This is a genomic window from Streptomyces sp. ITFR-21, assembly GCF_031844685.1.
Classification (GTDB): domain Bacteria; phylum Actinomycetota; class Actinomycetes; order Streptomycetales; family Streptomycetaceae; genus Actinacidiphila.
This window is the reverse complement of record NZ_CP134605.1, coordinates 6,056,789-6,081,287: the sequence shown is the minus strand read 5'-3', so window position 1 is coordinate 6,081,287 and position 24,499 is coordinate 6,056,789. Positions and strand designations below refer to the sequence as shown.

General features: G+C 75.1%; 19 protein-coding genes and 1 pseudogene. 6 read left to right on the top strand and 14 right to left on the bottom strand.

Annotation, left to right across the window (positions count from 1 at the left end):
• Positions 1 to 258: 258 nt before the first annotated feature.
• The 5 genes from RLT57_RS27125 to RLT57_RS27105 form a co-directional block, all read right to left on the bottom strand.
• Positions 259 to 900, bottom strand: a complete 642-nt coding sequence (locus RLT57_RS27125) for a hypothetical protein (RefSeq protein WP_311299869.1) — start codon at positions 898 to 900, stop codon at positions 259 to 261.
• Positions 901 to 1,100: 200 nt separating this feature from the next.
• Positions 1,101 to 1,916 (bottom strand): ECF transporter S component, encoded by an 816-nt coding sequence (locus RLT57_RS27120; protein WP_311300886.1) that lies wholly within the window; start codon positions 1,914 to 1,916, stop codon positions 1,101 to 1,103.
• 143 nt (positions 1,917 to 2,059) lie between these two features.
• A complete protein-coding gene (locus RLT57_RS27115) occupies positions 2,060 to 3,376 on the bottom strand; it encodes a CbiQ family ECF transporter T component (protein ID WP_311300885.1) in 1,317 nt (438 codons plus the stop codon).
• A gap of 106 nt (positions 3,377 to 3,482) precedes the next feature.
• Positions 3,483 to 4,505: a hypothetical protein gene (locus tag RLT57_RS27110; RefSeq protein ID WP_311299868.1), complete on the bottom strand. Its 1,023-nt coding sequence runs from the start codon at positions 4,503 to 4,505 to the stop codon at positions 3,483 to 3,485.
• Positions 4,502 to 7,258, bottom strand: a complete 2,757-nt coding sequence (locus RLT57_RS27105) for a prenyltransferase/squalene oxidase repeat-containing protein (RefSeq protein ID WP_311299867.1) — start codon at positions 7,256 to 7,258, stop codon at positions 4,502 to 4,504. Before RLT57_RS27105 ends, RLT57_RS27110 begins: the two co-directional genes overlap by 4 nt.
• 638 nt (positions 7,259 to 7,896) lie before the next feature.
• Between RLT57_RS27105 and RLT57_RS33550 the strand changes: the two genes are divergently transcribed.
• The 5 genes from RLT57_RS33550 to queC all read left to right on the top strand — a co-directional run bounded on the left by RLT57_RS33550 (position 7,897) and on the right by queC (position 14,787).
• Positions 7,897 to 8,778 (top strand): hypothetical protein, encoded by an 882-nt coding sequence (locus tag RLT57_RS33550; RefSeq protein ID WP_399129490.1) that lies wholly within the window; start codon positions 7,897 to 7,899, stop codon positions 8,776 to 8,778.
• Entirely contained in the window at positions 8,733 to 9,611 is an 879-nt protein-coding gene (locus tag RLT57_RS33545) for a hypothetical protein (RefSeq protein ID WP_399129488.1), read from the top strand. The genes RLT57_RS33550 and RLT57_RS33545 overlap by 46 nt, the downstream gene beginning before the upstream one ends.
• 454 nt (positions 9,612 to 10,065) lie before the next feature.
• The gene (locus tag RLT57_RS27095; RefSeq protein WP_311299866.1) at positions 10,066 to 10,950 is read left to right on the top strand and encodes a class I SAM-dependent methyltransferase; all 885 of its coding nucleotides are present in this window, start codon (positions 10,066 to 10,068) and stop codon (positions 10,948 to 10,950) included.
• Positions 10,951 to 10,976: 26 nt separating this feature from the next.
• A complete protein-coding gene (locus RLT57_RS27090) occupies positions 10,977 to 13,874 on the top strand; it encodes an AAA family ATPase (protein WP_311299865.1) in 2,898 nt (965 codons plus the stop codon).
• A gap of 181 nt (positions 13,875 to 14,055) precedes the next feature.
• Positions 14,056 to 14,787 carry a 7-cyano-7-deazaguanine synthase QueC gene (queC, locus tag RLT57_RS27085; RefSeq protein WP_311299864.1) on the top strand — a complete coding sequence of 244 codons (732 nt, stop codon included), beginning with the start codon at positions 14,056 to 14,058 and terminating at the stop codon, positions 14,785 to 14,787.
• Between the two features lie 48 nt (positions 14,788 to 14,835).
• Here the strand turns inward: queC and RLT57_RS27080 are convergent, their stop codons facing one another.
• The 7 genes from RLT57_RS27080 to RLT57_RS27050 all read right to left on the bottom strand — a co-directional run bounded on the left by RLT57_RS27080 (position 14,836) and on the right by RLT57_RS27050 (position 20,834).
• On the bottom strand, positions 14,836 to 16,035 hold the full coding sequence (locus tag RLT57_RS27080) for a glycosyltransferase family 4 protein (protein WP_311299863.1): 1,200 nt from the start codon (positions 16,033 to 16,035) through the stop codon (positions 14,836 to 14,838).
• Between the two features lie 16 nt (positions 16,036 to 16,051).
• Complete coding sequence (folE, locus tag RLT57_RS27075; protein ID WP_311299862.1) at positions 16,052 to 16,636, bottom strand: GTP cyclohydrolase I; 585 nt, start codon at positions 16,634 to 16,636, stop codon at positions 16,052 to 16,054.
• Positions 16,633 to 17,307 (bottom strand): 7-carboxy-7-deazaguanine synthase QueE, encoded by a 675-nt coding sequence (locus RLT57_RS27070; RefSeq protein WP_311299861.1) that lies wholly within the window; start codon positions 17,305 to 17,307, stop codon positions 16,633 to 16,635. Before RLT57_RS27070 ends, folE begins: the two co-directional genes overlap by 4 nt.
• 82 nt (positions 17,308 to 17,389) lie before the next feature.
• Positions 17,390 to 17,755, bottom strand: coding sequence for a 6-pyruvoyl trahydropterin synthase family protein (locus RLT57_RS27065; protein WP_311299860.1), 366 nt, complete (start codon positions 17,753 to 17,755; stop codon positions 17,390 to 17,392).
• Between the two features lie 313 nt (positions 17,756 to 18,068).
• Positions 18,069 to 18,977, bottom strand: coding sequence for a glycosyltransferase family 8 protein (locus RLT57_RS27060; RefSeq protein WP_311299859.1), 909 nt, complete (start codon positions 18,975 to 18,977; stop codon positions 18,069 to 18,071).
• A 126-nt stretch (positions 18,978 to 19,103) separates the two neighbouring features.
• Entirely contained in the window at positions 19,104 to 19,856 is a 753-nt protein-coding gene (locus RLT57_RS27055) for a sulfotransferase family protein (RefSeq protein WP_311299858.1), read from the bottom strand.
• 600 nt (positions 19,857 to 20,456) lie between these two features.
• A complete protein-coding gene (locus tag RLT57_RS27050) occupies positions 20,457 to 20,834 on the bottom strand; it encodes a nuclear transport factor 2 family protein (protein WP_311299857.1) in 378 nt (125 codons plus the stop codon).
• A gap of 135 nt (positions 20,835 to 20,969) precedes the next feature.
• Here RLT57_RS27050 and RLT57_RS33540 point away from each other — a divergent pair.
• Positions 20,970 to 21,599 (top strand): annotated as a pseudogene (locus tag RLT57_RS33540) (SDR family NAD(P)-dependent oxidoreductase); the annotation flags it as partial.
• Between the two features lie 188 nt (positions 21,600 to 21,787).
• Here RLT57_RS33540 and RLT57_RS33535 read toward each other — a convergent pair.
• Positions 21,788 to 22,066, bottom strand: a complete 279-nt coding sequence (locus RLT57_RS33535) for a winged helix-turn-helix transcriptional regulator (RefSeq protein WP_399129951.1) — start codon at positions 22,064 to 22,066, stop codon at positions 21,788 to 21,790.
• Positions 22,067 to 22,309: 243 nt separating this feature from the next.
• Complete coding sequence (locus tag RLT57_RS27040; RefSeq protein ID WP_311299855.1) at positions 22,310 to 24,118, bottom strand: adenylyl cyclase; 1,809 nt, start codon at positions 24,116 to 24,118, stop codon at positions 22,310 to 22,312.
• Positions 24,119 to 24,499 lie beyond the last annotated feature (381 nt).

Below are 24,499 nucleotides of genomic sequence, written 5' to 3'. Positions count from 1 at the left end.
GGAGACGCGGCGGCGCCGGACCGGTGGTGGGACCGGCGGAGCAGTCGCGGACGCCCGGGACGGCGGTGCGGGGGTGCGCGGCGGCCGGCCGGCTCGGTGGAAGACAACGGAAAGGCGAACGGAAATGCGGACGTGCTCGACGAGCGGTTCGACGGAGTCGGAGGCACCGGTGATCCGGTCGGCCACCGCGAGGCCGCGGAGCGCGGCTGCGGAGCGCGGCTGCGGCCGTGGCGCGGTGCACCACGGCCGCTCGACGGGTCAGGCGATCCGGACGAGGCTCGCGGCGTCCATGTCGGTGGTCCCGCCGTTCGCCGTCGGGTAGACCTGGAACCGCAGCGTGCCCGCCTGCAGCGGCACGCCGAAGATCAGCACGTAATTCTGGTAGCCGGTCGCGGAGTCGACGCTGTAGGGGCTGCAGAGGCTGGTATTGGTGCTGCTCAGGCTCCAGAGGCAGAAGACGCCGCTTGCGGAGCCGGACTGCGAGGAGAGCCACACCGAAGCCTGGTACACCCCGCCGGCGCCGTAGGCCGGCACATCCTGATAGACGGAGCCGCCGGCGGTGTCGGTGTTGACGGCCAGGTACCCGGTGCCGTCGTAGGCCGGCGCCGGGGCGCCGAACGCCGTGTTGTAGTCGGCCCAGTTGACGGTCCCGCCGGAGGGGGCCAGCCGCTGCCAGCCGGCGATGCTCTGCTCGAAGGATCCTGCGCTCAACAGGTTCGGGCTGGTCACGTCGGGCTCGCCCGGTTCCGTCTGGTACGCCGCCACGCGCGTCGAGACCGAGGGGGCGGCGTTCGCCGCGGTCTCGGCCTGCGCCGGCCCGGCGGTGGCCAGACCGGACAAGCCGGCAGCGATGGCTGCGGGGATCACGAGGGCCCTGAGGCCGGGGATTCTGCTTCGCATGATGACGTCCTTGTCGCCGATCGGATAGGACCGTTCGCGGGCTGGGCGTGCTGTGGTGGCGCAGGTGCCCGCCGGAGGGCGGGCTGATGAGACCATGGCACCGGCGGTTGGCCGGGGGCAACGGCGCCGAACCCGCCACCTCCGCCACCCGCCGCAGCCGGCTCGGCGGTGCGCGGAGGCGGGTGGCCGCGGAGGCCGGTTCAGCGCGGCGGGTCGGGGTTGTTCCGGGGCTGCGCCGGCTGCCCGGCGGCGGGGGTGAAGACAACGGGGGCGGTGAAGTTGGCGCGGCGGGCGGCGCGGCGGAAAGTGGTGAGGGCGGCGGGGCCGGCCACGAGGACGGCGGCGAAGTTGGTGACGGCGCGGCCGGTGTCCCAGCCCAGGGAGGTGGCGGCGTCGAAGGCGAGGTAGCGGTGCCACTGCTCGGTGAAGGGGAGGCCGGGGAGGTAGGCGATGGAGCTGCCCGGGTCGAGGGAGAAGGGCCAGAAGGAGAGGTTGAGCAGGAAGCCGAAGAGGTAGCCGGAGGCGGAGCCGTAGGCGGCCAGCAGCAGGATCTCGGCCTTGCCCCGGGCGCGCGGGAGCAGCCCGGCGAGCATGCCGACGAAGGCGCAGCCGAACATCTGGTACGGCATCCAGGGGCCGACGCCGCCGGTGAGCAGGCCGGAGGCGAACAGGGACGTGCAGCCGAGGGTGAAGCCGAAGCCGGGGCCGAAGACGCGGCCGGCCAGCACCAGGACGAAGAAGACGGTCTCGATGCCGGCGGTTCCGGCGCCGAGCGGGCGCAGGGCGGCGTTGACGGCGGACAGGACGCCGAGCATGGCCAGGGCCTTGGCGTCGATGCCGCCGTCGGCGATCTGGGCGAGGACGACGGCCAGGACGAGGACGAGCAGGACGCCGAAGATCAGCGGGGGCGCGTAGGACGAACCGAAGCGGCCGGGGGCGACGACGAACGGCCAGAAGAACGCGACCAGTCCGATGAAGGCGGCTAGCACGACGGTGGCCACGGCCGCGGCGTGCATCCGGGCGGCGGTGGCACGCCGGGTCCCGCGGTCGGCGCCGGCGCCGGCCGGACCGGACGCCCGGCCGGTGTCGGCGGGCTGCCCGGCTCGGGCTCGGGCCGGGGCGGGGCCGTCACCGCGGAGGCCGGCCCGGCGGGGTCGGATCACGGCGGGACCTCGCCGGGCTGGTCGGCGGCCCCGGCGGCATCGGCAGCCCCGGCAGTCTCAGCTGCCCCGGTGACCTCAGCTGCCCGGGCGGCCCCGGCGACCCTGATGGCCCCGGCACGCACGCCGGCCGCCCCGGCGGCACGCGGCGGCGCGGCCGTCCGCGCGACCGGCGTGCGTGCCGGGGTGGGTGCCGGGGTGGGTGCCGGGGTGGGTGCCGGGGTACGGACCGGGGGCGGCGCGGCGAAGGCGGCCGTGCCGGCCAGCAGGATCGCCGCGGCGGGCAGCCACGGAAGGGACGGCCAGCTCAGCGGATACAGGCCGGGGTTCAGGTCGGCCGCGTCGTAGCCGGCGGTCAGGAAGAACACGGTGGCCGTGACGCCGCCGCACAGCGCTACCGCCCACTCCGGGGCCCGCCAGGGGTCGGGGCGGTAGCTGGTGCGCCGCACCCGGCGTCCGCCGAGGGCGAGCCCGGCGCAGCACAGCAGCGATCCGCCGAGCAGGGCGGGCAGGCCGAGGGCGCGGGGGGTGGTGCCGTCGAGCAGTCCGTAGACGCCGGTGCACAGGCCGAGCATGCCGCCCAGCATCAGCGCCGCGGTGGTCCGGCGCGAGGCGCGGGTGGCGGTGCCCGCCCGGCCGTAGCCGCGCGAGTCCATGGCGGCGGCCAGGTGGAGCGAGCGCTCCAGGGCGTCTTCGAGGACGGGGACGAGGATGCTGCGCAGCGCCCGCGGAGCGCCCAGCGCCCGTACCGCCCGCGGCCCGGCGGCCCGGTCCGCCCGCAGCCGCCGGGCGCGGGCGACGCGCTGGACGCTCTCGACGAGTTGGGGGGCGACGCTCATGGACACGGTGACGGCGACGCCGAGTTCGTACAGCGCGCCGGGCAGCACCCGCAGCGCCCGCTTGGGGTTGGCGAGGGTGTTGGCGGCGCCGACGCAGCACAGCAGGCAGGCCAGCCGCAGTCCGTCGACGGCGGCGGACAGGGCCGCCTCCAGGGAGACCGGGCCGCCGAGCCGGATCCCCGCGTACCAGTGCGGGGTGGGGATCCGCGGCAGGGAGAACAGGATGTGGTCCGCGGGGGTGATGCCGGAGGCGAACACGCAGCGGAAGACGACCCGGACGGCGACGACGGTCAGGGCGAGCCACAGGTAGTACGTGAAGCCCTTGGCCCAGGGCGCGTCGGTGCGGCGTTCGGTGACGACGTAGCCGAGGACGGCCAGGACCAGGGCGAGCAGCAGCGGGTTGGTGGTGCGGCTGACCGCGGTGGCCAGGCCGATGCCCCAGATCCACCAGGCGACCGGGTGCAGGGTGCGCGGCAGCCCGCGCCCCGGGCTCCCGAGCGGTCGGCGCGCGGGCCCCGGCCGGGGCCCGCGCGGGCCGCCCTGGGTGTCGCCGCCGGTGCCGGGCGGACCCGTGGGCGCCGGCCTACTCCGCACGTCGCCGCTGCCGGGCCCGCAGAACGATCAGTCCCGCGATGACGGCGAGGACGGCGGCGGTGACGGCGAACGGGAGGACCGACCCCGAGGAGTGGCCGGCGGCCGCGGCCGGTTCGGCGTCCTGGGCGGTCGGCCCGGCGGCCGGCGATGTCGGCGCCGCGGTCGTGGCGGCCGCGCCGGCCGGTGTCCCGGTGGTCGCCGGAGCGGTGGTCGCGGGAGCGGTGGTCGCGGGAGCGGGGGTCGCGGGAGCGGGGGGCGTCGTCGCCGGGGCGGGGGCGCCCGGGGCCGTGGTGGGGGCGGGCGTGCCCGGCGCCGTGCCCGCCGTCTTGTGGGGGCTCGGCCCGCCGTGCCTGAGCGGCGGTGAGGTGCCGGGGCCGGGGGCCGTGTTGCGGGCCCGGACGGTGTCAGGGGACACGGTCGGCCGTCCCCGGCCGCCGGCGACGTCGGTGGCGCCGAAGGTCCACAGGTCCACGCTGCCGGGCCTCGGGCGGTAGCTCATGGCGCCGAGCTGGCTGTAGGACCAGGTGTTCTTCCCCGCGTCCGCGTGCCAGTACGACCAGTACGCGGTCGTCGGCGGGGTCACCACGCAGGGCTCGTCCTTGGCCGCGGGGTACTGCCTGCCGCCCTGGTAGCCGGCGTAACCGATGCGGCAGATGAAGGCCGGGCCGTCGTGCTGGGTGCCGGTGGTGGTCCAGCCGCCCTGGTTGAGCAGGGTGTAGCCGGTGGTGGGCGTGGTGCCGCAGGAGCGCAGCAGCGGGCCGCCCCAGTGGCTGAAGTCCACCGCGAGCACGACCCCGGAGGTGGTCGTGCACGCGCTCATCGGCTGCGGGGCGGCGGCGGCGCGGCCGGCGCCCGTGCTGAGGCCGCCGCACACCGCGGCGAGCAGCAGGGCCGACGCGGCGGCGGCGCGGCCGGCGGCCGACCGCCTGCTCCGCCCGGCCGCCCGGTCGGCGGACCGGGCCGGCGGGGGGAGTTCGGCGCGCCGGGCGGTGAGCCGGAGGAGCCGTGTCACTGGTGCCTCCCGGTGCCCTGTCCGGTGCGGCGCCGCGCCGCGGTGAGCACGCCGCCCGCGGCCAGCAGGAGTACGGCGCCACCGGCCGCGGTCAGCGCGTCGCTGCCGGTGGCGGCCAGCGAGCCGCCGCCGGAGTCCGAACCGCCCGGCGGGGTGCCCGGCGAGCCGCCCGAGGAGGGTCCGGTGCCGCCGCTGCCGGTCGGGGCGATGGGGGCGAGTGCGTGGGTGAGGGTCGTCAGCGGGGTGCCGGCCAGCGCCGGGACGGCCTGGGTGGTGGAGCGGGTGTCGGAGGCGCCGGCCGTGTCGGTGATCCGGAAGCCGCCGTCCCTGTTCTGCGCCGAGCGCAGGAACTCCTGTCCGCCGCGGGCCGCCGCGGGGCGGATCCGGTCGGTGGCCAGCAGGGCCTGGGCGGCCAGGGCGGTGGAGTTGCTGCTGACGCCTGCCGCGCCCCGGTAACCGCCGTTCTTCTGCTGGGCCCCGACCAGATAGGCGCGGGCCGCGGCCACGGCGTCCGCGTGGCCGGGGACGAGGGTGATGGCCTGGAGGGCGTAGCCGGTGGTGTCGACGTCCGAGGCGCAGTCGGCGCCCGCGGCGGCGAGGGTGGAGGAGAAGCCGCCGTCGGCGCACTGGAGATGGAGCAGCCGGTCGACGGCGGCGGGCGGCGGGGTCTGGCCGGCCCGTGCCAGGGCGAGGACGCCCAGGGCCTGGGAGACGGTGGAGTACGCCTGGCTGAAGTCGCCCGGCGCGGTGCAGGCGCCGTCGTCGGTGGCGGTCGCGCAGACGTGGCCGGTGAGGGTCGCGAGCAGGTCGAAGCCGCCGAAGCGGTGCGGGTCCTGGCCCATCACCTCGGCGAGCAGGGCGAGTTTGGCGGTGGCGCCGCTGTACGGGCCGGGGTAGTCGGAGGTGCCGGCCGGGTCGGCGTAGTCGGCGGTGTGTCCGGCGAGGTAGCCGGTCACCTTCGTCAGCGCGGTGTCCTGGCGGCCGGTCGCGGCCAGCGCGAGTGCGAGGTCGGCGGTCAGGCCGTAGTCCGGGCCGTAGGCGTTGGACAGGTGGTCGCCGCCGGCGAGCCGACCGACCAGGTACGCGGATCCGGCGGCGGCGGCCTTCTGGTCGGCGAGGTCCCGCAGCAGCGTGCCGAAGGAGGTGCCGGTGCTGCCGCCGACGGCCTGGGCGGAGGCGCGGACGTCGGACAGCGTCTGGTCGCTGTCGGAGGCGACGCGGAAGCCGCCGTCGGGGTTCTGCTGCTCCGCCAGGAAGCGGCGTGCCGCGGCGATCCGGTCCCGGTACCGCACCGCGTCCAGGCCGAGGCCCTGGACGGCGAGGGCGGCGGAGGTGACGGAATCGCCGGCCGCGCCGTGGAAGCCGCCGTCGGCGAGCTGCCGGCCGGCGATCCAGGCCGCGCCCTTGGCCACCGCGCGGGCGGCGGCGTCGCCCGGCACCAGGTCGAGGGCCATCATCGCCATGGCGGTGCTGTCGACGTCCTGGTCCTTGCCGGAGGGGATCAGGCTCGGCCAGGCGCCGTCGGGGTCCTGGAGGCTCTCCAGGTACGCGAGCGGTCCTGCGGCCCCGGCGGAGTCGGCGGCGCGCAGTTGGGCTATGACACCGAGGGACTGGGAGAACACCGAGCCCGCGTAGGCGTAGTTGCCCTTGGCCGCGCATCCCTTGGCGGTGTCCGCCGCCGCGCAGACCGTGCCGTCCAGCGCCCTGATGAGGTCGTGCCCGCCGAAGGAGCGCGGGTCGCCGCCGGTGACCTCGGCCGCCAGCGCTTCCTTGGCCAGCGAGCCGCCCTGCGCGGAGGAGGTCCCGATCAGGGTCCAGTCGTCGGCGGTACGGCCGGTGCCGTCCTTGCCGTGCTGGAGGAAGTCGGTGACGGCGGCCAGGGTGGTGTCCGCGCCGCCGGTCGCGGCCAGGGCGAAGAGGCCGTCGACGGTCAGGCCGAAGTCGGCGAAGCCGGTGTGCTGCCCCGCGGCGGAGTAGTAGCGGCCGCCCACCAGGTTGCCGCGGTTGATCAGGTAGGCGACGCCCTTGGCCAGGTCGGGCGTCGTCGCGGCCGGTTCCGGCGGGCCGCTGTCCGCGGGGGTGGTCGGGGCCGCCGCCGCGGGCACGTCGGCCGGTCCGCCGCCGGGTGGGGTGGGCGGGGTCGTCGGCCCGGTGGTGGCAGGCGTGGTGGGCGGCGTGGTGGGAGTTCCCTGCGCGCGGACCGAGCCGGGAGTGAAGGCCGGGCCGCCGGTGGTGCCGCCGGCGTCGGTGGAGCCGTAGGTCCAGGCTTCGACCTCGCCGTCGCGCGGCTGGTCGCCTTGCGCGCCGAGCGGGCTGTGGCTCCAGGTGTCCTGGCCGGCGGGGGCTGTCCAGAAGGACCAGTAGGCGTCCGCCGACGGGGTCGGTACGCACGCCTCGTCGGCCGTGGTGGGGTACGGGGTGCCGCCGTCGAAGCCGTCGTCGCCGATCCGGCAGACGAAGCCGGGGCCGTCGTGCACGGTGCCGGTGGTGGTGAACCCGGCGTTGTGCAGCAGGTTCATCCCGGTGGTGGGGTGCGCGTCGCAGCCGCGCAGCACGGGCCCGCCCCAGTGGCCGAAGTCCACCGCGACGATCGCCCCGGTCGTCGGCGTACAGGCGCCGATCGGGTCCGCGTGGGCCGGCGCCGCCACCGGGAACAGCCCCGCCGCGAGGCCGGCGAGGACCAGAGCCGCGGCGGTGAGCAGGGCGGCGGCGCGCGGCTGTCGGTGACGGCGGCGCGGGGCGGGACGAAGCACGGGTGGCCCCCCGGGTCGGCCGGCGGGGAGGGCGGGCCGCGGAGGTCGGGGCGGCCGGGCGGGTGGCGCGGGCCGTCCTGTCGTCCGTGCCGTAGTCCTCGACGGCGATCGTGACTTGCGCGTTCAGCGCAGGCGGTCCGGCTCGCCCGCCGGGCGGCGGGCCTACGGTTGCGGGTCAGCGCCGGACTTCGACCGGCTTCCCCTGGCTGCTGAATCGGAAATGCGTCGGATTGCGGGTTCATGGCACCACGTCACCCGCCGTGGCGTCAACGCCGTGCGCAGTTGCCTTCGCCACTCGCGCGCGCCCCTTACGGAACTCGCGTCCTGCGCTGGGGTCGGTCGTTCGGATCTCCCGTAGACGGTGGACCGGGGATCCCGGAGCGACGGACCTCAGCCTCATCCATGTCGTCGACCGGGGAACCCGGTGGGCTTCCGGGACTGACGCGCAACGGTGTGGACCGCCCTTCCCCGCGGTCCGAGCCCGATCACCGGTTCGGCGACACAGCACGTGCGGAAGCCTGAGCACGCGATCGGGCGGCGACCGCTCCGGCACGGACCGGTCACCAGGACACCCGGGGTCCGGGGCGCGAGCCGTCCCACCCGAGGAGAGTCCTCGTCCCGTGATTCCCGTGACCCCCGTGACCCCCGTGACCCCCCCGGCGACTTCGATACCCCCGACCGCACGCAACCACCGCAGGCGGGCCCTGGCCCTGACCGTACCCCTGGCCGCCGGCGCCCTGCTGTTCGCCGCGACCTCGTTTGCGCGGGCGACCTCGGCCCTGGCGCGGATCGCCACCGCCAAGGCCAGCGGTGTCGCCTACCTGAAGACCCTTCAGGCGGCCGACGGCTCTCACACGGGCGGCAGACGGTCCGGCGAATGGGCGTTCAGCGCCTTCGCCGCCGCCGGTACCGCGGCCGTCGACGTCCACCCCGGCGGCGACACCGCCAAGAACGCCCGCACCGTCTACCGCGACCTGCTGGCCTCCTCGGGCCGGCCGTCCGCCTCCCCGGTCGTCACCGACTACGAGCGCGGCACGCTCAACGCCTACGCGGCCGGCATCGACCCGGCCCGGGTCGGCACCGGCCGCAACCTGATCGCGGACATCGCCTCGTACTGGCAGCCCGCCTCCCCCGGCTGCTACGGGCCGCCCGCCGACTGCAACGGCACGGTCTTCGCGCTGCTCGCCCTGGCGGGGGCGAAGACCCAGGACGGCGGTCAGCGCGTGCCCCAGTCCCTGCCCGACTCCTCCATCGCCGCGGTGCGCGCCAACGAGCACACCGACGGCGGCTGGGACTACTCCCGGGCCGCGGGCAACCCGACCCAGCCCGCCGCTGCCGGCGGCATCGACATGACCGGCGCCACCCTGACCTCGCTGTGCGCCGCCGGGGTGCCGGGCACCGACCCGGCGGTGGAGGCGGGAAAGAACTTCCTCAAGGGCAAACCGGTCAACGCCACCAGCGCTTCAACTCGCTGTTGGGCGCCGACACCGACTCCAACGCCTGGGCCGTCTCCGGTCTGAACGCCTGCGGACTCAACCCGCCGGGCACCGACTTCACCAGCGCGGCGCACAAGACGCCGATCGACTTCCTGATCGCCCAGCAGTTCAGCCCCGGCGGCGGCTTGCGCTACCTGCCCACCGACACCGGTCCCTCGGCGTACGCCTCCATCGACGCCCTCCGCACCGTCACCGGCGGCGGCTTCACCGCCGCTCCCCCGGTCCCGGTCACCCCCGGCGCGCCCGCCTGGGTGACCACGACCGGCCTCACCAGCGGCACCACCGGCAAGTTCGCGCTTGTCGTCGACGACGGCAGCGGCTCGCTGAAGGTGTGCTCCGTGCCCGTCACCGCGACCGGCGCCACCACGACCCTGGGCGCGGTGCCGGACGCGGCCACGGCCTCCGCGACCCCGGGCGGCTGCGTCACCGCCGTCACCCCCGCGTCCGGCACCGGCACCGTCACGGCGCTGAACGGCAAGGCCGACACCGGTACCACGACCTGGAAGTCCGCTCTCGACGGCTCCACGGCCGTCACGCCCGCCCGCGGCACCACGGTCCATCTCGGCGCGACACCGTTTGTCCGCGCTACGGGGGTTGAGCCCGTCCGAGGGGGCCTGACGCCCGATCAGCCGCCCGGCCCGCGCCCGGCCGTCCTCCGGGCCGGGCGGTGCGGAGGGCGGGCCACGGGGGCCGGTGCGTCCGGCCCGCGGACCGGATCGCCCGCCGCCGGCCCGTCCCGCGGGTGGCCGTGGGACGGGTGTTATGGAAGTTTGATGCCGTGGTGCCTGGGTAGCTCCCATTGGGTACGCCGTGCCTCGTTCGCGTTCGCGGGTCGGCGCACCCGCGAGCCCGCTTGATCAGGGCGCTGACATGGGAGAACGTGCCGCGACGGTTCGGCTGCCGGGCCAGGGCTGCGAACCGGGCCCCGGCCCGGTTCAGCCGTGGAGCCGGCAGAGGCGGAATGGAAGTGGATATGCGGATTCCTCGGCGGTCACCCGGCGGCGGTCTGCGCCGCCAACGAAGAATCCCCGGACGTCCCGCAGGCGCCGCCGTACCGCCCGGCCCTCCCCGCACGCCGGACGTCCTCCCGGGCGCCGCGCGGGCCCGCCGGCTCCCGTAGGCCGCCCTCCGGTACCGGGGAAGGCCCCGCCCGTACGCGTCGAGCGGCGAAGTTCCGGGCGCCGCGAACAGCCCCGTGGGACCCGGTGCCGACCGACGCCATTCATGTCATGACCATGCCATCTTGACCGTTCGCGCCGGGCCCGCCCGGCAGCGCGGCCAGGCATACCCCTCCCGCCTAAGGACATCGCTGTGACAGGGAAAACCAGCCCGACCGACGGCACACCGGCACTCGACGCACTCCAGGTGCGCAACCACCCGTTATGCGGGCCGGCCGACCGCATGCCCACCCGGTACCGGGGGCCGCACCGGCTGAGCCACGACGGGTGGCTGAACTTCACCGGCCGGCTGGAGCGCCGCGAGGAGATCGCCCTGGTGCGCGGCGCGACCGCCGCCAACCGCCGGGTGCTGGACGTCGGCGGCGGGACGGGCGAGCTGACCCGCGCCGTGGCGGCCGAGGTGGGGCACTGCACGACGATCGAGCCCCACGGCAGCCGGGTCGCCACGCTGGCCACCGGGGCGGAGACCGGCGGAACGGGCTCGATCGACGTCATCCCCGGCCACGCCGAGTCGCTGCCGTTTCCCGACGCGTCGTTCGACGCGGTCTTCGCGGCGTGGGTGCTGCCCTACGTGGACGACCTGGAGGCATCCGTGCGCGAGCTGGCCCGGGTGTGCGACGCCGCCAGCCCGCGGGCCAGGATCCTGCTGATCGGCGGCGGCCCCGGCAACGAACTGGTGAGCCTGCTCAACCGCGCCTGCGTGCCGGTCGCCGGCGAGCCCGAGGACCACCAGGGGTATCTCCTCTCGGCCGCGGCGACAACACTGTCCGAAAACGGGTTCGGTCGTTTCTCGCTGTACCGGACGGAGGCCGCTCTGCACTTTCCCGAGGTCTCGCCGGACGCCAGGATCAACGCCGCGGCCACGATGATGGCCGACTTCTGGTACGCGGACCATCCCCGCGTCGCGGAGATGCGCGACGCGCTCCGGCCCGAGCTGCGCCGGCACTTCGCGCACCGCCCGCACGCCGTCGGCGACCAGGGCACGGTGCTGGTCGCCCGTCCGGGCACGGCCTCGTGACGCGCGCCGGGACGAGGCCGCCGTTCGTGGGCCGGCTCGAACAGCTGCGCGCGCTGCACGACGCCTGCCGGGTGAGCACCCAGGCCGGCCCGGTCCGGTACGTGGTGACGGGCGAGCCGGGGGTGGGCCGTACCGCCCTGCTCGGCGCCTTCGCCCGCGCGTCGCGCGAGCGGGGAAGCGCCACTGTCGCGCTGGTGTGCCGCAGGCAGGACCGCCACACCCCGGCGGCGCTGGTCGGCCAGCTGGCCGGGGCGCTCGCCGGCCGGCTTGCGCCGGGCAGCCCGCAGGAGGCGCGCCTGCGCCACGCCCGTGACCGGCTGCGGACCCCGGACGCCCGCCCGGAGCCGGATCCCGGGCTGCTGGCGGCGGTGGGCGGCGCGGTCGCGGCGCTGACGTCCGGCGCGCCCCTGGTTCTGACCGTGGACGACGCCGACTGGGCGGACGCGGGGTCGCTGGCCTTCCTGCAGCGGGTGGTGGAGGTGTGCGCGCAGCACCCGGTGGTGCTGGCGGTGTCGCTGCGGCTCGGTGAGCCGCCAGAAGCACCGGCGGAACTGGCCGAGTTGCTGCTGGACGCGGATCAGGCGGCGCTCAGCGGGCTGTCGGAGCGGGAGACGGCTTTGCTGCTGCGTACCGTGCTGCCGCGCGGACCGGCGGCCGGACTCGCCGCCGCGTGTCACCGGCTGACGGCCGGAAACCCGTTCCTGCTGGGCGAACTGGCCGGCTGGATGCGGGAGCACCCGCACGAGGCCCGGGACCCGGCGCGGCTGGAGACGGCCGTGCTGCCCGCCGTGGCCGGCCTCATGACCGGGCGGGCCGGCCGGCTGGACCCGGCCGCCGCGCGACTGGCCGGGACGATCGCGGTGGCGCAGACCCACGGCAGCGCGGACACCCCGCTGGTCGCGCGGCTCAGCGGCGTCGAGCTGACCGGCACGCTGGCCGCCCTCGACCTGCTGGTGCGGATGCGGCTGGTGGAGGACGACAACGCGCTGCGGCTGCGCCACCCGCTGCTGCGCAACGCCCTCACCGGGGGCATGACGCTGATGGCCCGCAACGCGGCGCACCTGGCCACCGCCGCGTACCTGTACGAGCGCCAGGCGCCGGCGGAGTGGATCGCCGACCACCTGGTCGCCTCGACCGTCCCGCCGGAGGGCGCGTGGGCCGCCGGGGTGCTGCGGCGGGCCGCCGGGTCCGCGCGGGCCGCCGGCGACGACGCCCGCGCGCTGCGCTGCCTCCGGCTCGCCGTGCAGACGGCCTCCGGCGCCGAGCACCTGCGGGCCGCCCTCGAACTCGCCGACGTCCACATTTGTATCGACCCGGCGGCCGGACTCGGCTCGGCCGTCGCCATGCTCGCGCGCGCCACCGACGACACCACGCGCCGCCGTCTGCTGGGCCGGATCAGCGACGCCCTGTACGGGGTGGGTCCGGCCGGGAACGGGCAGCGGGTACTGGACCGGGTGGCGGCGGTCGTCGAGGGGACGGGGTTCCACGGCTGGCCGCGGCTGCACGACGTCGTCTCGCGGCTGTTCGAGTCACCGCCGGCCTCCACCGCCAAGCTCGTCGAGGACCTGCCCGCGCTCCCCCCGCCGCCCGACGGGCACACTCCCGCCACCGCCACCGCCACCGGCACCGGCACCGGCACCGGCACCGGGCACGTTCCCGCCGGCGGCGGTGAACTGCACGCGGCGGCGACCGCCGTCGGTGCCTTCTGTCACTGGCTCGTCGACGAGGACCCGCGGGAGTCCGTACGCCGGGCGCGGTGGGCGCTCGGCCGGGATATCGACGAACTGGACCTGCAGCCGCCCGCGCTGCCGGCCGCGCTGACCGTACTCGCGGAAGCCGGCCGGCATGCGGAGGCCGCCGCCCAGGCGCGCCGCCTCGGCGCCGCCGCGCACGGCCGGCCCGAGCCCCGGCGCACGGCGCTGCTGCTGGCGCGGGCGCGGATCGCACTGGCCGAGGGAGGTCTGCCCGCCGCCCAGCGGCTCCTGGCCGAAGCACTGGAGACCACCGCAGTCCGGGGGGCGCACCCGCACGACCCGCTGCTGGTGAGCGCCGTGGGGCTGCTGGCCGACACCCTGCTCAGCCGGGGCGACGCCCCTGGGGCCGAGGCGCTGCTGCGCCGCCACCGGCAGCTGGGTGAGCTGCCGGCCGGGTGGTACTACCGGAGCGTGCTGCTGGCCAGGGCCCGGCTGTGGGCCGCCGCCGGCGACCTCCCGGCCGCCGGGCGGGATCTGGCCGAGCTGCGCGCCCGCGGCGAGGAGGCGGGGCTGCGGGCCACCGGCACCGTGGCGTGGCGGATGCACGGGGTCCAGCTGCTCGACCAGGTGGGCCGGGCCGAGGAGGCCCGGCGGCTGGCCTTAGAGCAGCTGCGGTACGCCGAGGCGACGGAGTCCGCGTACGAACGCGGCCGGGCCCTGCGGGTTCTGGGGGGCGTGTCGGGCGGCGCCGAGGGCGAGCGGCTGCTGCGCGAGGCGGTCGAACTGCTCGAAACGGTGCCGGGCCCGTACGACCTGGCGCACGCCCTGGGCGACCTGGGCTGCCTGCTGACCGCGCTGGACCGGCCCCGGGAGGCGGTGGCCGCCCTGACCCGGGCCGCGCGGCTGGCCGAGCGGTGCGGGGCCGGCGCCCTGGCCGCCCGGGTCAGACAGCAGCTGCTCAGCACGGACGAGCGCGCCCCGCAGTACGTCTCGCTGCGCGGTGTGCTGGCGCTGACCCCGCGCGAGCGGCAGATCCTGGTCGACGCGATGCGCGGCCTGACCAACAAGCGGATCGCCGCGACCCGGCAGATCACCCGCCGCACGGTCGAGCTGCACCTGTCCAGCGCGTACCGCAAGCTCGGCATCGGCGGACGCGGCGACTTCCCGCTGGCGTTCCGCAACCCGGGGCTGTGGACGCTGCTCACCGACGGGACCCCGGTCGCCCGGTGACGCCGGCCCGCCGGGCGGCGGTCCGAGGCCGGGCGCCCGCGCTTCGGACCGCCGCCCGGCATCCTTCGGCATCCGGCCGGGATGTGCGGGCGGCACGCCCGGCGGCACACTGGGCGCGCGCGTCGGGCCGGCGGCCGTCCCCGACACCGCACCCACCCGGAACTCACCCCGGAGGCCTGTGATGGAGCAGCACGACACCAGTACGTCGGATCCGTTCACCGCTGTGGTGGTCCTGTCCGGAGGCATGGACTCCACCGTGCTGATGGCGCACTACGCGGCACTGCGGTTCGCTCTCGTCGCCGTGACCGTGGACTACGGGCAGCGGCACCGCCGGGAGATCGACTCGGCCCGGCAGATCGCGGCGCACTACGGCGCCGCGCACCATGTCGTCGACTTCAGCGGGTTCGGGGCGCTGCTCGGCGGATCGGCGCTGACCGACGACAGCGTCTCGGTTCCCGACGGGCACTACGCGGAGCAGTCGATGCGGGCCACGGTCGTACCCAACAGGAACGCGGTACTGGCCAGCGTCGCGGTGTCGGTCGGGGTCGCGGTGCGGGCGGGCACGGTGGCGCTGGGGATGCACTCCGGTGACCACTTCATCTACCCCGACTGCCGCCCGCCCTTCGTGGCCGCGCTGCGGGAGCTGGTCGCGGTGGCCAACGAGGGCTTCGCCACCCCGCTGGTCCAGGCGCCGTTCATGGACTGGTCCAAGGCCGACATCGCCACGCACGGCACCCGGCTGGGGGCGCCGCTGGAGCGCAGCTGGTCGTGCTACAAGGGCGGTGAGGTGCACTGCGGGGTGTGCGGGACCTGTTACGAGCGGCGCGAGGCCTTCCAGCTGGCGGGGCTGACCGATCCGACGGAGTACCGCGACGACGTGACGGTGTTCACCGCTCCCGGCGAGACACGCTGACCGCGGCCCGCCGGGGGCGGGAGGACCCGCGGCGAGCGGGCGCCCCGGTCACGCGTCGGCGGCCGGCCGTTCCTCCGGGCCGAGGGTGATCCGGAGGAACTCCCGCGCCACCTCGGCGGGTGTGTGCGCGGCGACCTGCAGGGGCGCCTGCCGCGCGGCGGCGTGGTAGGCGTCGGCGTCGGCGAGCAGATCCGTCGTGGCCCGCCACAGCCGGGCCGCGCCTTCCTCGAAGTCGATCACCTTCCGGGTGGAGCCGGTGAGCGGCGGCAGATGGCCGAAGCCGCCGGCCACGTCCAGGGGGACCATACGTCCCGCCGTGCCGGTGAGCACGGGGAGGTGGCCGAAGCCGTAGCCGACGACGGGGGTGCCCACCGACAGCGCCTCGGCGGCGACGTTGCCGAACGTCTCCGGGCTGGTGGAGGGGACCAGGGCGAGGGCGGCGCCCGCGAGGAAGGGCTGCACCTCGGACCACGGGACGGCGGGCAGGATCTCGACGTTCGCCAGCCGCGCGGCCAGCGCCCGGCATTCGCGCAGCACTTCGTCCTGCATACCGGGCCACAGCTCGAATCCGGCCGCCGCGAGCACGATCTCCACCGGCCGCCCCAGGTCCGGCGGGCAGGCCCTGAGCAGTTCCGCGATGCCCTTCGACGGGTCGGCGCGCCCCAGGATCCGTACCGGGCCGGTGCGCCGGAGCCGTTCGCGCTCGTCCGCGGCCGGCGGGGCGGTACGGCACAGCAGGGCGTTGGGCAGCGCGTGCCAGCCGTTGGTGTCCAGTCCCGCGCGGGCCGCCTCCCCGGTGAGGAACGGGCTGGGGGTGATGACGGTGTCGGGACGGTGGGCCAGGCTCTGCGCGATGGGCTCGTCGACCCGCAGGAAGTGGAGCATCAGCGCGGTGCGCGTCCCGGGCGGGGCGGGGTTGAGGTATCCCAGGCCCACCACCGCGTCGGTCCAGCAGGCCACGTCGGCGCCGATGCCGGTGAGCAGGCCGAGGACCTCGCGCCGGACGGGCTCGGGGTCGGCCAGCAGCCGTGGCAGGTCGTCGAAGAGCATCGGCCTGGGCAGCGACAGGGTGGTCAGGCGGACCAGGTCGGGGCCGTCGGAGGCGGTGGCCGGACCGGCGGCGACGATCACCGCGCGGTGGCCGAGTTCGCGCAGTCCCTCGGCGAGGGAGGCGACGGCGCGCTCCACCCCGGCGGGTTCGTCGGGGTTGTGGGTCAGCAGGACGAGGGCGATGGTCACGGGCTTCACGGGCGCTCCTGTCGCGTCATCGTCGCGGGAAGGCGGTGGCGATGAGTTCCTGGCGGGCCGGGCCGTACTCCTCGAAGATCCCCTTGAACACCGAGGAGGTCACCAGCGCCGGGGTGCGTACGCCCCGCATGCTCATGCACAGGTGCTCGCCCTGGCCGATCACCGCGACATCGGGCGAGCCGGTCACGGCGGTCAGCTCCTGGGCGATGTCCTGGATGAGGCGTTCCTGGACCTGGAGCCGGTGCGCGTGGCGGTGGGCGATACGGGCGAACTTGGACAGGCCCAGCACGTCGCCGTCCGGTTTGTAGGCGATGGTGAGGGCGCAGGAGAAGGGCAGCAGGTGGTGTTCGCACAGCGACCAGACGTTGATGTCGGAGACCACGACGATCTGCCCCTGGGTGTGCAGCGGGAAGCGGGTGTCGGCGGCGCCCGCGTCGTACTGGCTGAACTCCCGCCACCAGCGGGCGAACCTGCCGGGGGTCTCCTTCAGGCCGTCCCGGTCCGGGTCCTCGCCTATCTCCACCAGGAGTCGGCGGGCCACCTCCTCCAGCGGGTCGCGGGCCAGCCGCCCCTCCTCGGGCTCACCCGTCGTCGTTGTCATATACCCCTCCGGTTTCCCCATGCGGCGATGTGCAGTCTGGTCGTCAGGTTCCAGCCACGGGCGACCACCTCGTCGGCGAGTGCGCGCAGGTTGCGGTCCAGCTCCTGCGGTACCCGCCCCTCGGGCATGATCCACACCGGGCCGATGCCGTGGCGTTCGACGATCGAGGCCACTTCGTCGAGGTCGGCCGCGGTCCGGCAGACGAACTTGAACGCGGTACCGGGTGCGGCGGCCAGCGCGGCGAGTGCCCCGGGGACCAGCCGGCGTGCCTGCGGGTCGCCGGAGTGGGCCAGTTTGGGCGAGACGTTGAACCGTACGGCGCCGACGAGTTCCGGCCGGGGCGCGATGGTCCCGTTGGTCTCGATCTCGATCCGGTGCCCGGTCCCGGCGAGCGCGCGCACCAGCGGGACCAGCCGGCTCTGCTGGCTGAGCGGTTCGCCGCCGGAGACGACGACCATCGGCACCCGGTAGGCCAGCAGCCGTCCGAACACCTCGCGCCAGGGCAGCGGGTGGAGTTCCCGGCGCGGGTCGTAGGCCACGCCGGAGTCGCCGACGCCGGTCCAGTCCCAGGTGTACGGGGTGTCGCACCACCGGCAGGACAGGTTGCAGCCGCCGAGGCGTACGAACGCGCAGCGCTGCCCGGCCGAGGGGCCCTCTCCCTGGACGGTCAAGTGGGGCCGAAGATCTCGTTCACCACGAGCTTCGGTCCTGCGGCGGCATCACCTCCCGCGCTGTTCGCCGCCGGGCGCGCCGTCACGGGCGGTACTCCGCCCAGGTCTTCGGCGTCTCGGAGACCCGCACGGAGCTCAGCTCGGGGTAGCGCGGCTGCCACCGCTCGTACAGCCAGCGCGAGAGGTTCTCCGCCGACGGGTTGCGGTCGGCCAGGACGTCGTTGAGGTGCCGGTGGTCGACCTCGCGGTCGAGCCATGCGCCGAACTCGCCCAGCTCGCCGTAGTCGCGTACGAAGCCGACGTCGTTCAGAGCGTCCGCCGCCGCGGAGAGTTCCAGCTCCACGACGTAGTTGTGGCCGTGCAGCCGGCTGCACGGGTGCCCGTCGGCGAGTCCGTCGAGCCGGTGGCTGGCCGAGAAGTGGAACTCCTTGCTGATGCGAAAAGTCATCGCCGCACCTCCCGCGTCCATGGTGGCGAGCGGGACGGAACCGCACATCACGGTGCGGACCGAGACAGCGCCGACCGTCCTCCGAAGGGGGAACCGCCGGCCCCGGGCGGCACGCGTCGCCGGGACGGGCACGGAGGCGCCCGGCGATACGGCAGTACGGCAGTACGGCAGTACGGCAGTACGGCAGTACGGCAGTACGGCAGTACGGCAGTACGGCAGTACGGCAGTACGGCGACGGGGCGATACGGCGGTGGCCGGCGGTCCGGGCTGTCACCGGTCACCGGTCACCGGTCACCGGTCACCGGTCACACCATCACCGCTCACGCGACCGCGGCGCCGGATGCGGGACGCGGGCCCCGGCGAGCACGTCCGCCGTCCCGGCCGCGGTCTCGTGCCACAGCCGGCCCAGCGGGTCGTCCCCGAAGTCCACCAGCCACGGCTTGCGGTCGGTCAGGTAGTGGACGATCCACGGAGCGTCCTCAAGATCGCGCTGGTACTCCGCCGGCACATAGCGGTCCCCCGGGATGGCCGTCCGGCCGAAGCTCCGCTTGATGAAGTCGACCGGTACGACGTTCCAACGCGGGTCGAGCATCTCGAACCGGCCGTCGACCACGTGGTTGAGGGTGTCCTGGTCCTCCAGCACCGGACGCCAGTCCGGGTCGCGCATGAGGGCCGTGGCCCGCCGGGTGATCCCCTGCCGCCGCCATCGTTCGACGTCGACCACCAGCACGCCCGCGTTGAAGTAGGGGAACGCCCCCGACCGGCGCCCGAAGGGGAACCGGGCGGCGGCGATGTGCGGTGCGTCGAGTTCGGGTCCGTAGACGTCCCGGGCCGCGGCGATCGGATAGTCCGCGGCGATCGGGCGCAGCAGCGCGGAGACGCTGGCGCAGGCGACGATGTCGCAGTCGAGGTACACCAGTCGGGCGGCGTCGATCAGTTCCGGGGCGAGGAGGCGCGCGTACGTCATCGCGCTGACGTGCCCGACGCGCAGTTCCGGGACCGCTATCTCCACGTCGATGAACCGCAGCCGGGTGTTCGCCCCTCGCGCCACCGACTCGACGGCGAGCCGGTCCGCCGCGGTGACGCCGGAGTCGCACAGGCAGTAGATGTTCAGGGGCCCGGGGGACGACCAGGTGCGGACGACCGAGTGGACGGCCACGCACGCCGGCCAGACGTAGGCGGAGTCGAAGCACAGGACCACGCCGTCAGCGCTCGCATCCACCGGTCGTCCTCCATCGCACAGGCCCTGTCGGATCGGAAGGTCACCCCGGCGCCGGCCGGGAGCCGGCGGCCTCGGGGCGGATGCCCCGCGTCCTCGCCGGAGCCGGGCGCGCCGCCGGCCGGACGGTCAGCCGGGGGCCGCCAGGTACCCGAACGCCCGGCACGCGGCGATCAGGCCCGGCGGCACCTCGGAGTCGGCGGGCAGTCCGCGGCCCGGGAGCACCACACCGCTCCTGATCTTCTCGGTGAAGTCGCCGATCCCCGGCACGAACGGACCGTGGTCCACGGTGCCGTAGGCGAGCATCCCGGGCTCCCACGGCACGTCCAGGTGGGCGCAGACCCGGCGGACCACGGTCTCCGTGTCGGCCGTCAGGTCCTCGTACCGCACAGTGGGTCCGGGCAGTTCACGGCGGGCCGCCGCGAGCTCCCGCAGGTACGCCGCCACCATTTTCTCGATCTCGGCCGGGCTCTGGTCGGGTATTCCGGCCAGGGCCGACTCCAGGATGTGCAGCGGGTGGCGGACCAGGAAGACGTACCGGGCCCGCGGCCAGCACTCGGCGAGCCGGCGCCACAGCATCAGGTTGTCGGGCGTCTTGTCGACGACGACGTCCTTGCCGCTGAGGACCAGTTCGCGGTGGAGCATGCGGTCCCACAGCAGGTGCTCGATCTCCGGGACGGTGAGCCCGGAGGTCTTCACCGCCAACTCGGCGTGCGGGCTGGACAGCCGGACCGCGACGTCGGCCAGATGCAGTTCGTGGGGCGCGCGGATCCTGCTGTGCGTGTCCAGGATGCACCGCAGGAGCGTCGACCCGGAACGGATCGGGCTCAGGATGAACACGGGCGACGGCACCAGGCGGTCGGCACCGGTCCTCGAAGACACGATCGGTCCCCTTCTTCCGACGGGCGCCCGTCCGCACCGGAAGTCGAGGGGACCTTCCCGGCCCGGATCCGTGCGGCTCCACCGTCCCCGCGGCTGCGCGTCCCCGTGGTCGCCGTGCGCGGGAAGCCGGCGGACGCCGTGCCATTTTACCGTGCGGCGGGCGCGATCGGGTCCTCCGTCTCCGGGCTCGCCGATCCGCCGGGCGGCCCGGCCGCCGCCGACCCCTACCTCGCGAAGAAGGTCCCGCCCGGCGGGGCGCCGGCCCTGTCCGCCGTCGCCTCCGGGGCCCGGCCCGGCAAGATCGCCGACGGGCGGCGCGCGGCGCCGCGGACCGCGCCCGCCACCGCCCCCCACGGCGAGCCGCGGACACGAAAACCGCTGGTCGAAGTGGAGTCACCTTCCAGCACACCAAGACCTGGGGAATCCACCGACCCCGACCCCGACTCCGGCCCCGACCCCGACCCCGGCCGAGGGGCGAAATCGGTCCGCTCGTGGCCAAGCGCGGACGACCGAAGCGTTGTGCGGATAATCTCGGCTGGGCAGACCCGGAGCCCCGAACGGGGCCGGTTCAGGAGAAGGACGGCGCCGGAGGAGAATGACTCAGGAGGCGGACGGCTCGATCTCCCCCGCGAAGACGATGACCTGGTCGATGAGGCTCCGCCGCAGATGGACGACGTCCGTTCCCGCCAGGCGGGGGCCTCCGTCCGGCGTCGTGAAGACCCACCGGTACCGGGCCCACTCGTCCGGCATGTCCACCGCCGAACAGCGCACCATCGTGCCGGTCCCCGCGGGGTGGCGCCGGATGTCCAGCACGAACCGCTCGACCGCCTCGATCCCCTCACTGCGGCCCAACGGTCCCCAGAAGACCACGTCCGAGGTGAGGGCCTGGGAGAGCAGCGCAGTCACATAGCCGTCGTCCGAGGCATTGAACGCGGAGATGAACGTGTCGATCGCGGACCGGGCGGTTTCTTCCTGCATGCACCAGTAATACCAGTCACCTCGCGGACCGCGCTCGTCCCGTGAGCCGTCTCCCGACCACGGTGAACCATCCCGGTCACAGCACTAGCGTGGGCGGCGTCATGTAAGTTCGGTTCTCGAACCGACAGGGCGTCCATGCCGTCCGTCCTGATCACCGGGACTTCCAAGGGCATCGGCCGCGCCACCGCCACCGAGTTCGCCGCCCGCGGCCGCCACGTCGTCGCCACCGCCCGCGACCCCCGCGCGCTGGCGGGCCTCGACGTGGCGCAGCGGCTGCGCCTCGACGTCACCGACCAAACCACCGTCGACGACGCGGTGGCCGCCGCGGGCGAGGTCGACGTCCCGGTGGCCGCCGCGGGCGTGATCTTCCTGGGCGCGGTCGAGACCAGCCCGGTGGCCGAGATCGAGCGGCTGTTCGCGCGGAACACCGCCGGATCGATCCGGGTCGCGCAGACGCTGCTGCCGCAGATGCGCGAGCGCCGCAGCGGGCATTTGCTGTTCGTGTCCAGCGTGGTGGGCCGCATCGTCTTCTCGGGGAACGCCGCCTCCACGGCCAGCAAGTGGGCCCTGGAGTCGCTGGCCGAGTCGCTCGCCATCGAGACCGGCCGGTTCGGAATCCACGCCACCCTGCTGGAGCCGGGTTCGGTGAGCTCGGGCGCACTCGACGCCCCGCTGGTCCACCGGCTGCCGGACGACCCCTACACCGCGCTGGCCGCCGACAGCCTGGACCGCGGTGCCGCCATCACCCCGGAGCAGGTCGCCACCGCCGTCGCCGACGCCGCGGAGCCGGACGCGCCGCCGCTGCGGCTGCCGATCGGCGAGGCGGCCGACACGATCCTCGCGGCCCGCCGGCGGCGCCCGACGGCGTCCCCTTCGTTCCCGGATCCTGACCGGACGGCGGCCGGGGCCGGGCGCCGCCCGGAACGCGGGCGCGCGGGTGCGGGCCGGGTGGCTCAGGACCTACCGAGCAGCGGGGTGACATGGCGCTCGCCCCACTGCCGCAGGGACCCGAGGACGGGGGCGATCTCCTCGCCCGCGGGGGTGAGCAGGTACTCGTCGCGGGGCGGGTGCCGCGAGTACTGGCGGCGCTCGACGAGTCCGGCCGCCTCGAGCTTGCGCAGCCGCGGCGCGAGGGTCTCGCGGGGCGCGCCGGTGTTGGTCCGGATGTCGTTGAACCGGTTGACGCCGAAGCCCAGCTTGCGGAGTACCAGCAGGATCCACCGCTCGCCCACGACCTCGAGCGCGTCGGCGATGGAGCAGACCCGGGGCGCCCCCGGGTTCGTTGGTTCGCTATCCCGACTCACCTGGCCACCGTAGCGCAGCGCGTGGATCCGTGGACCGGGCGGGCACGGCCGGCGGGAGCGCTGCGGCGGCCGGCCGGCCCCGCGGGACCGGGCCCGGCGCGGTGTGGGGCGCGCGCCGGTCGGGCGGGGCCCGCGGGACCCACCCGACCGGTCTCGGCGGAGGCGGGGGGATCAGACGGTGCCGGTGCCGTTCGCGTAGGACTTCATGTTGAACGTGCCGAAGCCGTTCTGGACCGGGTCGCCGGTGTCGTTGATGCAGTGCAGGATGCCGCCGCCGCCCGCGCCGTTGAGGCAGACGGTCATCAGGTCGGTGAAGACGACGCCGCGGGTGTCGGGGACCTCGTAGGCGCGGTCGGTGTAGATGTCGGCGCTGAGGTTGAAGAAGCAGTAGCTGCCCAGGCCCCAGGCGTGGTGGTCGGTGACGTGGTCGGCGACCTTGTAGGCGGCGTACCCCCTGGTGGCGCCGTGCGCCCACGCGCTCTGGGTGGGGACGTCGTAGGGGTGCTCGTTCTGGAAGAAGTAGGTGCTGCCGTGGTTGCCCTTCCAGAGCACCTCGTACTTCTGGTAGTGCTCAACGGCCAGCGCGTACGCGGTGACGTGGTCGCCGTTGACGAGGATGCCGGTCTCGGCCGGGTTGACCGACCAGCCCACGCTGCCGTCCAGGCCGTGGTCGGCGCGCCAGAGCCACAGGTTGTCGCAGATCACGTCGTTGCTGTCGACCTGGACGCTGACGCCCGCGCCACCGGGCAGCGCGCCGCCGATACGGGCGTAGACGTCGAAGAGCGCGGTGGGGTCGGCCGTGTGCCGCAGCCGGCTCGTGCCGTGGCCGACGCGGAGCAGCACGGGGGTGTGGGCCGAGGCGGCCTCGAAGAGCACACCGGCGACGGTGACGCCGCTGACGTCGGCGACCTCCAGCACGGTGTCGCCGTGCGTGGACTGGAGCGTGGCGAGCCCGAGGCCCAGGACGACGGTACCCGGGCGGGTCACGCGCAGGGGCGCGGAGACGCGGTAGACGCCGGGGGTGACCAGGAGGTGCTTGCCGCGGGCCAGGGCCTGGTTGAGGGTGGCGGCCGAGTCGCCCGGCCGGGCCACGTGGAAGCCGGACAGCGGGATGCTGCGGCCCTTGGCCCGCCCCTGGGCCCAGGTGGTGCCGGTGCTGTGACGGCGGAGCGCGGGCACGAAGACCTGGTACGAGCCGTGCCGGTCGACGGTCAGAAACGGCTTCTCCCGCACCACGGGCGTCCGGTCGACGGTGGTGTACGGGGGCGTGGGGAAGGACTGGGCCGGAGCGCCCTGGACGCCGACGAAGACCATGTTCCAGTTGGCGCCGGTCCAGCTGCCGAAGGTGTCGTTGCGCGACAGCCACTGCTGCTGCGAGCCCGACTCCACCTGCCCGTCCACCACGCTGTCGGCCAGGAATCCGCCGCTGGACCACTGGTTGCCGGGCGGGCTCGGCCACAGGGTCATGTTGCCCTTGACGTGGACGCGGCGCATCGGGCCGGCCTGGGCGACTGCCCAGCGCTCCAGCCCGTCGGGCGGCTCGATGCTCAGGTTCTCCGCCGCCCGCCAGAAGTTCTGCGTGCCGTTGCCCTCCAGCCACTGGGCGTCGACCGTGACATGGCCCTTGATCACGACGTCGTCGGGACTGTCGCCGAGTCCGAGGACGTGGGTGTAGAACCCCACGTTGATGTCGACGTGGTACGTGCCCGGCTTGAAGGCCAGCGCGTACCGCTCGGTGCCGAACTGGTTCGACTGCTGGGTGGCGAAGACGGCGTCGACCCGGGCCTGGATCGCCGCGTCGCCCATGGACGGCTCGAAGACCAGGACGTTCGGGCCGAGACCGGTGGCGTCGTGGCCGTGTGCGGACGCCGCGGACGCGGGCGCCGACGCAAGGGCGGATCCTGCGGAGATGCCGCCGACCAGTGGCACGGCGGCGGCGACGGCCGCCCCGCGGAGCACGGCACGGCGAGTGGGAATCACGGACACGGCTCTCCCTGGAGGTGGTGGATGGAAGGACCGCGGCTGGTCCTCAACCGCGAGAGAGCGCTCTCAGGGACGAAGTGAATCATCGCGGGTATGCAGCGTCAATAAGCGTGCAACGGCAATAACAGGGCGTCCCGCATGCTGCGTTGGCCGGTCGGCCGGACCCGGGTCGGCGCAGGTCGGAGGCAGTGCGGAGGCTGTGGGACGGCTGTGCGGGGCCGGTGGGAGGCGGGCGGCCGGGAGGTCGGCAGCCAAGGAGGCCGAACGCACGCACCTCGCCGTGGGGACGGCGGCATGACCGCCCCGCCGGACCCGCGGCGCCCCCGCACCGGGGTCGGGGTCGGGGTCGGGGTCGGACGATCCGTCCACCGCGCTCCC

Excerpts from the sequence above, each read along its gene's own strand:
- queC (WP_311299864.1), top strand. The coding sequence starts at position 14,056 with ATGGAGCAGCACGACACCAGTACGTCGGATCCGTTCACCGCTGTGGTG.
- RLT57_RS27050 (WP_311299857.1), bottom strand. The coding sequence starts at position 20,834 with ATGCAGGAAGAAACCGCCCGGTCCGCGATCGACACGTTCATCTCCGCG.
- RLT57_RS27120 (WP_311300886.1), bottom strand. The coding sequence starts at position 1,916 with ATGCACGCCGCGGCCGTGGCCACCGTCGTGCTAGCCGCCTTCATCGGA.
- RLT57_RS27065 (WP_311299860.1), bottom strand. The coding sequence starts at position 17,755 with ATGACTTTTCGCATCAGCAAGGAGTTCCACTTCTCGGCCAGCCACCGG.
- RLT57_RS27125 (WP_311299869.1), bottom strand. The coding sequence starts at position 900 with ATGCGAAGCAGAATCCCCGGCCTCAGGGCCCTCGTGATCCCCGCAGCC.
- folE (WP_311299862.1), bottom strand. The coding sequence starts at position 16,636 with ATGACAACGACGACGGGTGAGCCCGAGGAGGGGCGGCTGGCCCGCGAC.